The organism is Sphingomonas sp. CCH9-F2 (assembly GCF_001556735.1).
GTDB classification, from domain to species: Bacteria; Pseudomonadota; Alphaproteobacteria; order Sphingomonadales; family Sphingomonadaceae; genus Sphingomonas; species Sphingomonas ginsenosidimutans.
The window spans coordinates 24112-37378 of record NZ_LSJO01000716.1 but is presented as its reverse complement, the minus strand read 5'-3'; the positions used below and the strand labels follow the sequence as shown (position 1 = coordinate 37378).

Sequence of the window (13267 nt, the reverse complement as noted above, 5' to 3'; positions counted from 1 at the left end):
GCGACAGCGGCCACAGCCGCGTCCCCGATCCGCCCGACAGGATCACCGGAACGATCTGCGTCATGCGCCGTAGAACTCCCGATACCATTGAACGAACCGCCCGATCCCCTCGCCCAGCATCACCTTCGGTCGATAGCCGGTGAGCGCGTGAAGCTTCGACACGTCGGCGAAGGTCGCGGTGACGTCGCCGGGCTGCATCGGGCGCATGTGCTTGATCGCGGTGCGGCCCAACGCCGCCTCCAGCGTCCCGATCATGTCCATCAGCCCGACCGGGTGGCTGTCGCCGATGTTGAGAACGCGGTGCGCGCCGCGCGCGGGCGGATGGTCCAGCGCGCCCACCACCCCGTCGACGATATCGTCGATGAAGGTGAAGTCGCGCGCCATCTTCCCCTCGCCATAGACCTCGATCGGCTCGCCCGACAGGATCTTCCGCGTGAAGCCGAAGATCGCCATGTCCGGCCGCCCCCACGGGCCGTAGACGGTGAAGAAGCGCAGCCCCGTCTGCGGGAATTTGTAGAGCGTGGCATAGGCATCGCTCATCAGCTCGCATGACCTTTTGGTCGCAGCGTAGAGCGATACCGGGTTCACCGCGGCATCGTCCTCGCTGAACCCGCCGCCGTTGAGCGGCCGGTCGCCATAGACCGAGCTGGACGAAGCATAGACCAGATGCTCGAACCCCGGCGCATGGCGGCTCGCCTCCAGCAGCGACAGATGCCCCGCCAGGTTCGAGCGTTCGTAGGCGAACGGATTGTCGATGCTGTACCGCACCCCCGCCTGCGCGGCGAGGTGGACGATCCGCGTGACGCCATGGTCGCGCACCAGCGCCGCGACCATCTCCGCATCGGCGATATCGCCGCGCACCATCCGCATCGCGGGCACGTCGGCGAAGCTGGCGGCGCGCGCTTCCTTCAGCGCGGGGTCGTAATAATCGTTGAAATTGTCGATCCCGATCACGCTGTAGCCGCGGTCCAGCAGGCGATGCGCGACGGCATGGCCGATGAACCCGGCGGCGCCGGTGACGAGGATGGTCATCGCGTCGCTCCCTCGCCCCCGGCGCGCATCACGCTCAGCGCCCGATGCTGGTATAGTCGAAACCGGCGGCGCGCACTTCGTCCGGGATGTAGATGTTGCGCAGGTCGACCAGCACCGGCGATGCCAGCAGCGACTTGACCCGCGCCAGGTCCAGCGCGCGGAACTCGTCCCATTCAGTCACGATCGCCAGCGCGTCGGCGCCCTCGATCGCGCTGTACGGCCCGTCGCAATAATCGACGTTGTCGAGCACCTTCTTGGCCTGCTCGACCCCCTCGGGGTCATAGGCCTTCACGGTCGCACCGGCGTCCTGCAGCGTCTGGATCACCGCGATCGCGGGCGAATCGCGCATGTCGTCGGTGTTCGGCTTGAACGTCAGCCCCAGCACCGCGACGGTCTTACCGCGCACGTCGCCGCCCATCGCGGCGATGATCTTGCGCCCCATCGCGCGCTTGCGGGTGTCGTTGACCGCCACCACCGCCTCGACGATGCGCTGCGGCGCGTCATAGTCCTGGCTGGTCTTGAGCAGCGCCAGCGTATCCTTGGGGAAGCACGACCCGCCATAGCCGGGGCCGGCGTGAAGAAACTTCGACCCGATGCGATTGTCGAGGCCGATGCCGCGGCTGACGTCCTTCACGTCGGCGCCCACCTTCTCGCACAGGTCGGCGATTTCGTTGATGAAGGTGATCTTGGTCGCCAGGAAGGCGTTGCCGGCATATTTGATCAGTTCCGCGGTGCGGCGGCGCGTGACCAGGATCGGCGCGGCGTTGAGGTACAGCGGACGGTACACCTGCCGCATCACCTCGGTCGCGCGGTCGTCCTCCGAGCCGATCACGATCCGGTCGGGGCGCTTGAAATCGTCGATCGCGGCGCCTTCGCGCAGGAATTCGGGGTTGGAAACGACGCCGAACTGCGCCTGCGGTGCGGCCTCGCGGATGATCCGCTCCACCTCGTCGCCGGTGCCGACCGGCACGGTCGACTTGGTGACGACCACCGCATAGCCGGTCAGCGCCTCGCCGATTTCCTTGGCGGCGGCGTGGACATAGGTGAGGTCGGCATGCCCGTCGCCGCGCCGCGACGGCGTGCCCACCGCGATGAAGATCGCGTCGGCGCCCGCCACGCCCTCGGCCAGTTCGGTCGTGAAGCGCAGGCGCCCGGCCTGCACGTTGCGCGCGACCAGTTCGTCGAGCCCGGGCTCGTAGATCGGCATCACGCCGTTCAGCAGCCGCTCGATCTTGCTCGCGTCCTTGTCGACGCAGACGACGTCGTGCCCGAAATCGGCGAAACAGGCACCCGACACCAATCCGACATAGCCGGACCCGATCATGGCGATCTTCACGAACGTCTCCCTCTTTGTGATCCGTCAGGCCGCCCGCACGTGGTGCGGCGCAAAACGATCGCGGCGCTCGCGACTTAACCTGATCCGGTGGGGAATCAAGCGTCGCGGGCGCCGCGTGGAGACGGTGCGAAGCCGTGCGGAGACGGTGCGAAAGGGTGGGACGTCAGACCAGAAACCAGAAAAGCGCCAGCGCCGCCCACGGCCCGGCGACCCCGGCGAGCAGCAGCAGCAGGCGCGCGCGCGGGCTCCACTTGCGCGCAACCGGCGGCGGCGCGAACTGGCCGGCATTGGGGAACGGTTCGATATTGCTGCCGCCGAAGGCCGCGGTCACCGCGCCCGCCGGTAGCGGCGCGTCGAATTCGCAGCCATAGCCCTCCGGCCCGTGCCACACGACACGCGCACGGGTCAGGCCGACATGCGCGATGCCGATGCTGAACGTGGTGCCCCGCGCGATCGCCGCCGCGGTGTGCAGACGACAGCCGTCGCGCGTCAGGTCGACCAGCACCGTTTCGATCACGGTGCCGTCGTCCAGGCGGATCGTCCCCGGACGCCCCAGCTCACCGCGCAGCGCACCGCGACGATCGCCCGAATCGGCCAGGTGCCGAGCAGCCGTACCCATCAGCATCATCCCATCACCCGTTGCATGGGCGGCAGGATGCACCGTCGAAGGTTTACAAACCGCTCACAGCGGCATCGCCCGGCAAAAAGATTCAGGCGTAAAATCATGCACGCGCACCATACCCGATACCCGAAACGATCTTTTTTTCCAATTTTACACTTGCATGACTCCCGCCAATTTGGGACCAGTTGTGCAAGCGCCGTGTCAGAATGACACAGAACGGCGCACGGAGAGGATGAATGATCGAACTTGCCCATGCCGATGATGTGGTTTCCGCATCGGCGCTGCTCGGCTTCGGTGGCTCGCTGGCCGCCGGTCTGTTGTGCTGGGCCGCGATCATCGTCGCCGTCATCTGACCGCCGCACGCTCGGGGTGTCGCGCGCGCGGGCCGTTCCGCCGCGCGTGACCGCCGCTCGCTTCCCTGCGGCCGCCATGGCCGTTGCTTCCTGACGATCTGTGCCTATAGTCCGCGCCCGCAGGCGACGATGTACCGGGACAATCGGTCCCGGTCGGACAGTCGGGGGAGAAGCGCGTGAATGATGGTGTGCAGCGATTGATCGCTGAGCCATCCCTGTCATCAGGCCTGCTGTTCCGCGGCGCCCCGTCGCGGACGCTTCGCGTGCATCTGGCCCTGTCGGTCGTGCTAGGCGATCTGGCCGCGATCATGCTCGGGATCCTGGTGGCATGGTTCGTGAAACCGGATCCGGCGGCGCTGGTCGCGCTGCTGGCGGTCACGCTGCCGATCTATGCCGGCACCGCGCTCAATTCGCGCGCCTTCGCGATCAGCACGCTACGCCGCGGCAGCGGCGGCGTCTCGATCGCGCTGCGCTCGCTGGCCTTCAGTTTCGCGGCGCTGTTCCTGCTGGTCTATTTCATCCGCAGCGAACAGTTCATCCCGCGTTCCATGCTGCTGACCACGATGGTCGCGTCCGCGGTGCTGCTGGGCGGGTTCCGAATCGCCGTGGGCAGCTACATCCACCGCCACCTCAACGACCGGCTACTCGCCGAAATGGTCATCTTCGACCGCGCGCGCACCCAGGTGCCCGACCGGATGATCCAGATCGATGCCGAAACGACCGGCATCGTCCCCGACCTGGCCGATCCGGTCGCGCTGCATCGTTTCGGCGAGCTGGTCCGCGACATGGACCGCGTGGTGATCGTCTGCGAACCGGATGCGCGGGCCGACTGGGCGATGATGCTGAAAGGCGCCAACGTCCTGGGCGAGGTGATGGTCGACGACATCGGGTCGTTCGGCGCGTTCGGCATCAGCGCGGTCGCGCATCACCCCACCCTGCTGGTCGCCAGCGGCCCGCTGACGCTCAGCCAGCGGGTGACGAAGCGGCTCTTCGATCTGGCGCTGTGCATCCCCGCGCTGATCGCGCTGGCGCCGGTGCTGCTGCTGACCGCACTGGCAGTGAAGCTGGACAGCCGCGGGCCGGTGTTCTTCCGCCAGCGCCGCGTCGGGCGCGGCAACGCCTTTTTCGAAATCCTGAAGTTCCGCAGCATGCACGTCGCGGAATGCGATGCCGACGGCAACGTCTCCGCCGGGCGCAGCGACAGCCGCGTGACCCGCGTCGGCCGCTTCATCCGCAGCACCAGCATCGACGAGCTGCCGCAGCTGTTCAACGTCGTGTTCGGTTCGATGAGCCTGGTCGGCCCGCGCCCGCACGCGCTCGGCTCGCTGGCGGGTACGCAATTGTTCTGGGAAATCGACAACCGCTACTGGCTCCGCCATGCGTGCAAGCCGGGGCTGACCGGCCTGGCGCAGGTCCGCGGCTTCCGCGGCGCGACCCACCGGCGCGAGGATCTGACCAACCGCCTCCAGGCCGATCTTGAGTATCTCAACGGCTGGAGCATCTGGCGCGACATCTCGATCATCTTCGCGACGCTGCGCGTGGTCGTCCACCGCAACGCCTTCTAGGATCTGGCGGGCATCCCCCGCCACTCCTCGCGGACCCAATCGAAATCTCGGCGAAGCTCGTTCCCGTCATGCCGGACTCGTTCCGGCATGACGGAACGATGGCGCGGCGGGCGTGCCGGACCTCGCCCGCGCCATCCCCACCGCGTTCAGCCCCTCATTGCTCCGCGAAGGTCTTCGACACCCGCGCCAGCAGCGGCCCAACCAGATAGTCCAGCGCACTGCGCGCCTTCGTCGGGATCATCACCTCCACCGGCGTGCCGGCGCGCAGCGCCCCGGCCACGCCGTCGCGACGCATCCGCTGCACCTCGGCGGGGGCCAGCCGGATCGCGGCGGTGTAGAACACCTGCCCGGTGCGCTCATCCTCGATGCTGTCGGCGGACACGCGCTCGACCGTGCCGTGCAGCGGCGGGGCCAGCCGGCCGCGCGATCCGGCGGCGCGCACTTCGGCGGCCTGCCCCGGCGTCAGCTCCATCGCGTCGGTCGCCGATACCTTCGCCTCGACGACGATCGCGTCGCGCGCGGGGACCAGTTCCAGCAGCCGCGCGCCCGCGGGCACCACCGATCCCGCCATCGCGGGCTGGAGCGCAGTGACGGTGCCCGCGAACGGCGCACGCACGACGGTGCGGCGCAGCTGGTCGCGCGCCGCCTGCCATTGCGGCAGCACCGCCGCCAGATCGTTCTGCGCCGCGCGCAACCGCTCGGCATTCTGATTCGCACGCTCGCTCCGCAGCTGGGTCAGCTGCAACTGCGCCTCGCCCGCCTGGTTGCGCAGCCGCGCCATCTCCGCGACCGTCTCGCCCTGGTCGCCATCCAGCGCCGCGGCGGATCGTTCCAGGTTCAGCACCCGCTCGCGCGTCGCCAGCCCGCGCTTCAACAACCCGCGATAGGCGTCCAGTTCGCTGGCATTGAGCGCCCGCTGGCGCTGCGTGGAGCCGAGCCGCTGGCGATAGCCGTCGATCTGGTGGCCCACCTGCACGCGCCGGTCGCGCAATACCGCGGCCTGTGCCCCCTCCAGCGCGCGTTGCGCGTCGAGTTGCGCCTGCTCGCTCGCCACCGCCGCCGCCGCCAATGCGCGGTCGGCTTCAGAGGACGCACCCATCGTCGCGGGCATCGCGACTCGCGACCCACCGCGCAATTCGGTCTCGATCCGCGCGATTTCGGCCTGCAATCCGAACGTGCGCGCCGCCAGCGAGCGCTCCTGCGCCAGCGCCTCGCTCGCGGTGAAGGCGACCAGCTGCTGCCCGGCGCGCACCCGCATCCCGTTGCGCACGTCCAGCGACGAGATGATCCCCGCCGCCGGTGCCTGCACCACCTGCCGCGCGTCGGTCAGCCGCACCACGCCGCCGCCGACAACCGCCGCGTCCAGCCGCGTGGCGACCGCCCAGCCGCCGAAGCCCAGCACCAGCAGCCCGGCCAGCGCCGCGCCCCAGCGCAGCTCGCGCCGCGGATCGTGGATCGCGGTACGATCGCCATCGGGCAATACGAACCGGTCGAAGGTGGCGGACATGCTCATGCGTTGACCTTCCGGGGGCGATAGGACGCCGGGGTGATGGCGGAAATGAAGCTGCCGGGGCGCGGGCCGGCCTCGGCGCCGGCGCCGGCGATCGGCCCGAACTGCGCGATCCGGCCTCCCTCCAGCGCCAGCAGCATGTCGGCACCGGCCAGCACGTCGGTGCTGTGCGTCGCGAACAGCACGGTCCGCCGCGCCTCGCGCATCCGCACCAGCAGCGCAGCGAAGGCGCGCTGCGCCTCCGCATCGAGATGCGCGGTCGGCTCGTCCAGCACCAGCACCGCCGGCTCGCCGAACAGCGCGCGCGCGATCGCCACCTGCTGCGCCTGCCCCGCCGACAGCCCGGTCCCGCCGATGTCGAGCAGCGTGTCGTAACCCTGCGGCAGCCGCGCGATCATCTCATGCGCGCCGATCGCCTGCGCCGCCGCGATCGCCGCCGCGTCCAGCCGCATCGCCTCCTGCGCGTCGTTGGGACGGCGGAAGCGGGTGATGTTCTCCTTCACGGTGCCGGGGAACAGGATCGAATCCTGCGGCACGAAACCGACATGCTCGGCCAGCCGCTCGGCATCCCAGTCGTTGCGCGAGGTGCCGTCGAAGCGGACATGCCCCGCCTGCGGCGCCACCGCGCCCGCGATCGCGCGCAGCAGCGTGGACTTGCCCGCGCCGCTGTGCCCGACGATCCCGACGATCGTCCCCGGCGCCACCGCGAAGCCGATCTCGCTCAGCAGCACGCGCCCCGTCAGCGGCGCGCACACCGTCAGCTGTTCCACCTGCACCGCGCCGGTCGGCGCGGGCAGCGCGGTGTGATCGCGCACCGGCGCGCCGTCGAACAAGGCGCTCAACCGGCGATAGGCGGCGCGCAACGACACGATCGTACGCCAGCTGCCCACCGCCTGCTCGATCGGCGCCAGCGCGCGCGACATCAGCAGCGACGCGGCGATCATCGAACCGGCCGACAGGCTGCCCTCGATCACCAGCACCGCGCCCAGCGCAAGCGACCCGGACTGGACCGCCAGGCGGAAGAACTTGATGATGCTGCCGTGCGCGCTCCCGGCGAAGCTGGCCTCCAGCTGGAGCGCGTTGGCCGCGCCGCGTTCGCTCGCCTGGCGCAGCGCCAGCGACTGCACCATCCCCAGCGCGCGCGCTTCGGCGGCGAAGGCGGCGGCGTGGTTCTGCCGAGCGTAGGCGATGCTCACCGCCTCGCCGGCGCGCTTCATCGGCGATGCGGTCATCGCCTCGTTCGTCCAGGCGAGCGCCAGCAGGATCGCGCCCGCGACGATCATCATCAGACCCAGCGCCGGGTGCAGCAGGAACGCGACCAGGATGTAGATCGGCGTCCATGGGGCATCCAGCGCGGCGAGCACGCCGGGGCTGCCGATCCCCTGCCGAACGGTGTCGAAATCGCGCATCGCCTCGGCCCGCTGGACCCGCGACAGGTCGGGGCGGTTCATCGCCACCGCCAGCGTGTCGCGCGCCAGCGTCGCCTCCAGCGCCGCGCTGGCCCGGATCAACACGCGCGAGCGCAGCCATTCGAACGCCGCCAGCGCCGCCAGCCCGGCCAGCGTCAGCACCCCCAGCGCCACCAGCGTCGGGATGCTGCCGCTGGGCACCACCCGGTCGTACACCTGCAGCATGAACAGCGACGGGGTGAGGTACAGCAGGTTGCCGAGCGCGCTGAACGCCGCCGCCCCCAGCAGATGCGGGCGACAGCGCGCGATCGCGCGGCGGATCGGGTCCGCGCTGCCGCGCATGGAACGGGGGGAGGCGATCGACGACATTGGGGGGAACCTCGTGACACGCACCGGCTGCGCGTGCGTACACGCTAGGCCGGATTGGTTAGCGAAGCGTTGACCAGCCGCGCTTTTGTCCCGCGTTCCCCGATATTTGTCGTCAGATCACATGCGGATCGAAATAGTCCGCGCCCAGCTTGATCAGGCCGTCGGGATGGTCCGGCACCACGAACGTATAGTCGCCGTGCGCATCGGCCACCATGCCGGTGCCGCCGCCCAGCGAGTGCGCATCGGTCAGCCCGCTGCGGTCCGGCGCCGGCTCACGCGAGGCATTGAACGATACCCAGCCCTTGGGCAGCTCGGGCATGTCGATCACCCCGATCGTCACCGCCTTGTCCACCGTCAGCCCGCCCGCATCGGTCGCGCGGATGGTCAGCGCGTAGCTGCCCTTGCCTTCGTAATCGAGCGCCGCGGTGGTGGTGATGACCCCGGTGCGCGCGTCGATCGCGAACGGCATCCCCTTGGCATTGACCAGCGAATAGGACAGCGCCAGCCCTTCCGGGTCGCTGGCGCGCGCCACGCCCGCCAGCGCGCCGGGCGCTAGGTTTTCCGCCACCTTGCCGCCGGCCAGCGCCAGGTCGACCGGCGCCTCGTTGACGTCGGTGACGCCGATCGAGACCAGCTTGTCCACCTTCAGCCCGCCCGGATCGCTGGCGCGCACCGTCAGCGAATAGGCGTTGCGCGCTTCGTAATCGAGCGGCGCGGTGGTGGTGATGACCCCGGTGCGCGCGTCGATCGCGAACGGCAACCCGCTGGCGCCGACCAGCGAATAGGACAGCGTGTTGCCGTCCGGATCCGCCGCGCGCGCCGTCCCCACGATGGTGCCGGCGGCCATGTTCTCGGTCACGGTCCCGCCGGTCAGCGTCAGGTTCGCCGGTGCCTCGTTCACGTCGGTGACGCCGATCGTCACCGCCTTGTCGGTGCTCAGCCCGCCGACATCGGTCGCGCGGACCGACAACGCGTAGCTGCTGCGCGTTTCGTAATCGAGCGGCGCGGTTGTGGTGATGACGCCGGTGCGCGCGTCGATTGAGAACGGCATTCCCGTGCCGCCGACCAGCGAATAGGTCAGCGTCCGCGCCTCCGGATCGATCGCCGACACGGTGCCGACGATCGCGCCGGCAGCTAGGTTCTCCGCCACCTTGCCGCCCGCCAGCGTCACGCTGACCGGCGCCTCGTTGACGTCGGTGACGCCGACCGTGACGGCCTTGTCCACGAACAGCCCGTTGCTGCCGGTGGCGCGCACCGTAATCGAATGGGCCTTCTGCGTTTCGTAATCGAGCGTCTTGGCGGTGACGATCTTGCCCGTCTGCGGGTCGATGGCGAACATCCCGCCGGCGCTGTCGACCAGCGAATAGCTGATCGCGCGGCCCTGCGCGTCGGTCGCCGCCGCGGTGCCGACCAGCGCGCCGGGGGCGCCGTTCTCGGCCACGTCGGCGACCGACAGCGTCAGGTTGGACGGCGCCGACGGGGCCGGCGCGGTGCTGTTGGGCACCAGTTCCAGCGCGGTGTTGCGATAATTGACCGCGATCGTCTCCGGCGCGTCGGCGCGGTACACGCCCTGCTTCAGATAGGGGCCGACCGCATCCTGGAAGCCCAGCGGCCCGGTATAGTCGACGATCGTCACCCCGTCGCGCACCACCGTCAGGCGGCCGTCCCCGCCGGGCAGGAACTTGACCGTGACGTCGAACGCATACCATTTGCCGCGGGTGATGTCGGCGGTGTCGGTGAAGTGGCGCTGATAGACCGAATCGTCCACCGCCATGATCGACGTCGCGCTGCTGCGCGTCACGATGCGCATCTTGTCGCCGACCATCTCCAGCGCGAACGGCGGGCTGTGCGGCGCGTCGCCGGGATCGAAGGTGGACTGGAGCTGCATCAGCGTCATCCACGACGCGGTGTTCTTGGCCCCCGCCTCCACCATCACGTCGAACGTCAGATGATAGGTCTTGCCCAGGTCCAACTTGGCGGTCGCATAGGTTTCGCTGCGCTCCTTGCCGGCGGTGCCATCGCCCGACCAGTGATCGCCCGCGCGCACCTCGAAGCGGTTGACCCCGGCGGCCGAGGTGAAGCTCCACGCCTGCCCCGCATTCTGCGCACGCAGGTCGAGCGCCACGGAGACGGGCGTGGTGACGATCCCGCCGACCACGCCGCCCACCGTGCCCAGCGCCGAATCGACGACGCCGGGCAGCGTGATCGGCCGCGAGGCGACCGGCGCGGTGAAGGTATAGCCGGTGGCGGTCGCGGTCAGCCGCGCCGGATCGACCGCGGTCAGCCGGATCGTCTCACCGGTGGTGAAGGTCAGCAGCGTGTCCGACCCGCTGGCGGCGACGGTCGGGCGCAGCCCGGCGGTGAGATAGGCCGACAGGTCCAGCTTGTCCGCCTCGCCGTTGCGCCCGAAATCGGTGATCGTGTCGTTGCCCGATCCACGTGCGAACACGAAGGTGTCGACGCCCGCACCGCCGGTCAGCGTGTCGTTGCCGCCACCGCCGGTCAGCGTGTCGTTCCCCGCGCCGCCAACCAGCACGTCCGCCTTCGCGCCGCCGGTGGCGGTGTAGGCGGCGCCGGTGACGCCGTACAGATGCACCTCGCGCGCACCATCGGCGGTGGTGGTCACGTCCTGCAACAGCGCGATCCCGTCGCTGGCGAAGGTCTTCGTCGTGATGCTGCCATCCGACCGGCCGATCACCGACGTGGTCAGCAGCCCGTCCGTGGTAAAGCTGTTGGTGACGGTGACGACCTTTCCGTCGGACAGCACGTCGCGCGAGTAATAGAGGCTGCCATCGCCGCGCAGCCGCTCCACCGACACCATCGCGCCGGCGGCGTTGTAGGTTTCGTGAACGGTGCGGTAATTCGGGTCGGTCTGCCCGTAATACCACACTTCCTTCGATCCGTCGGCGTGGTTCAGGATGCTGCGCGTCACGGTCGCGCCATCGGCGGCATAGGTCTTCTGCGTCGTCTCCGCACCTTGCACGATCAGCATCGAGGTCAGCACGCCGGCGTTGCTGTACGATCCGGTGGCGACCGCGCCGGTCGCCAGGTCCACCGTCTTGGTGAAGACCAGGCTGTTGTCGGCCCGCATCCGCGTCAGCGAGGTGAGCGTGCCGTTGGCGGCATATTGCTCATGCGCCTGGGTATAGGTCTGGCCGGTGATGCCGTAGATCCACACGTCCTTCAGGCCGCCGGTCTGCTGGACGATGTGGCGCAACAGTGTGAAGCCGTCGGCGGCGTAGTTCTTGGTCTCGACCACGCCGGGCTGTTCGATCGTGCGCGTCGTCAGCAGGCCGGCGGTGTTGTACTGGTCCGAGGTGGTGCGCCCGAGCGCGTTATTCACCGTCTTGCCGAACACCATCTTGCCGTCGGCCTGAGTGCGGGTGAGCGATATCAGCGCGCCCTTTGCGTCGAACGTGCTGTATTCGGTGGTATAGGCCTGCCCGACAATGTTGAGCGCGTACGTCTCCTTCGACCCGTTGACATGGGTGATCGTCTTGCCGCGCAGCGTGCCGTCGGACTGGAACGAGCGTACCTCGACAGACCCGTCGGCATAATAAGTGGTGTTGCCGGAGGTGTAGGTGACCGCAGTCGCATTCTCGATCGCGGTGATCGGGGCCGGCGCATATTTCTCCAGCAGGTTCATCTGCGGCCGGTCGCTGCCGCCGACCGGGTCGATCGAGAAGTAATTGTTGTTGCCCGCCGCCCAGTACGTGCCGCCCAGCCACGCATCGGCGTGCTGCGCCATATAGGTCAGCATCTTGTCCAGAGCGGACAGGCTGGTGGCGTCGGTGCCGACGCCGAATTCGCCCAGGAACAGCTTCTGGTTGTTCTGCAGCGCCCATTGCGTGATCGCCTGCAGCCGCTGCACGCCGATATCGGCGCTGACCGGGGTGGCGACCCCGCCCGAGGCGGTGAGGTCGAGATACTGGTGGACCTCGAACGCATATTTGTCGAGCGGATCGACCACGCCCTTGCCGATCGTGGCGGCATTGCCGCTGGTCAGCCAGTTGTACGCGCCGTCCCATGCGGAACCGGCGACCAGGATCGTCTGCGCCGCGCCCGCCGCGCGGATCGCCGCGATGGCCGCATTGGCGGACGCCAGCCAGTCGGCCGGGGTCTGCTCGTTCGGCTCGTTCATCAGCCCGAGCATGACGTTGCCGCGATCCTTCAGCGCACCGCCCAGCGCGCCCCACATCGCCGCGAAATCGGCGTTGGTGACCACCGGACCGCCGATCAGTTCGCCATAGGCGCGGCCGAAATTGTGGACGTCGACGACGATCGTCATGCCCTTGGTCGCGGCATAATCGATGACGTGGGTGATGCGGTCGATATACGCTTGGTCGAACGCGCCGCCCTTGGTGGGCTGCAGCTGCTCCCACAGGATCGGCAGGCGCAGGATGTTCATACCCTTGCTGGCGTAATAATCGAGGTTCGCGTCGGTCGGGAACACCACCGGCAGGTGCCAGTCGGCCAGCTGGTTGGTGGTGAATTCCGCGCCCGAATAGGCGATGCCCAGATATTGCAGCGCGCCCGGCGTCGACGTCATGAACTGCGATGTCGAGAAGGACAGCGACCCGTTCGAGAACAGCGCCGCCGACGTCAGCCCGGCCTGATAGCCCAGATGCGCGTTCGCCCCCGTCGCCAGCGCGGCCTGGAACGTGCGGCCGTCGAGCGCGAGTTCGTTGATGTACAGGTTGCGATCCTGTCCCGTGGCCGAATCGTGATGATCGTTGGCGTAGACGATACGGATATCGTCGTTCGCCGAATCGCTCTGATACGAAAAGGTGAAGGTGTTCCACTGCCCAAGGCGGTAGTCGGCACCGACCTCGACATTGGTGGCGACCGCCACCCCGTTGACGAACACCGAGAATGCCGGCTTCCCCGATGCTTCGGTCCCCGACACCTTGATCGACAGATTATGCGTGATCGCCACCAGACAAGCTTCCCGTAAACCCACGATCGCGCGGTCGACCGTGATGAAGTTCCGTTTAGTTTTATGGATTTACCAAAGGGCTGTGGGGGGTGGTTAAGCAGCCGTTAGACCCCCTGCGACAAAGGTCGACATGCC

General features: G+C 68.6%; 7 protein-coding genes. 1 reads left to right on the top strand and 6 read right to left on the bottom strand.

All coding sequences use genetic code 11. The annotated features are described in order from the left end of the window. Window positions 1–60: 60 nt before the first annotated feature. The 3 genes from AX685_RS20470 to AX685_RS20480 form a co-directional block, all read right to left on the bottom strand. Entirely contained in the window at window positions 61–1032 is a 972-nt protein-coding gene (locus tag AX685_RS20470) for an SDR family NAD(P)-dependent oxidoreductase (RefSeq protein WP_066492163.1), read from the bottom strand. Between the two features lie 34 nt (window positions 1033–1066). Beyond that, window positions 1067–2368 carry a UDP-glucose dehydrogenase family protein gene (locus tag AX685_RS20475; protein ID WP_066492166.1) on the bottom strand — a complete coding sequence of 434 codons (1302 nt, stop codon included), beginning with the start codon at window positions 2366–2368 and terminating at the stop codon, window positions 1067–1069. Window positions 2369–2531: 163 nt separating this feature from the next. Continuing rightward, the gene (locus AX685_RS20480) at window positions 2532–2987 is read right to left on the bottom strand and encodes a PilZ domain-containing protein (RefSeq protein ID WP_176484752.1); all 456 of its coding nucleotides are present in this window, start codon (window positions 2985–2987) and stop codon (window positions 2532–2534) included. Window positions 2988–3606: 619 nt separating this feature from the next. Between AX685_RS20480 and AX685_RS20485 the strand changes: the two genes are divergently transcribed. Next, complete coding sequence (locus tag AX685_RS20485) at window positions 3607–4908, top strand: sugar transferase (protein WP_066492172.1); 1302 nt, start codon at window positions 3607–3609, stop codon at window positions 4906–4908. 154 nt (window positions 4909–5062) lie between these two features. On the opposite strand, the gene AX685_RS20490 is transcribed toward AX685_RS20485, so the two are convergent. The 3 genes from AX685_RS20490 to AX685_RS23400 all read right to left on the bottom strand — a co-directional run bounded on the left by AX685_RS20490 (window position 5063) and on the right by AX685_RS23400 (window position 13132). After that, complete coding sequence (locus tag AX685_RS20490) at window positions 5063–6421, bottom strand: HlyD family type I secretion periplasmic adaptor subunit (RefSeq protein WP_066492174.1); 1359 nt, start codon at window positions 6419–6421, stop codon at window positions 5063–5065. Beyond that, window positions 6418–8196 (bottom strand): type I secretion system permease/ATPase, encoded by a 1779-nt coding sequence (locus AX685_RS20495; RefSeq protein ID WP_082741120.1) that lies wholly within the window; start codon window positions 8194–8196, stop codon window positions 6418–6420. The genes AX685_RS20490 and AX685_RS20495 overlap by 4 nt, the downstream gene beginning before the upstream one ends. Before the next feature lie 112 nt (window positions 8197–8308). Next, window positions 8309–13132, bottom strand: a complete 4824-nt coding sequence (locus AX685_RS23400; protein WP_066492185.1) for a cadherin domain-containing protein — start codon at window positions 13130–13132, stop codon at window positions 8309–8311. Window positions 13133–13267: the final 135 nt, after the last annotated feature.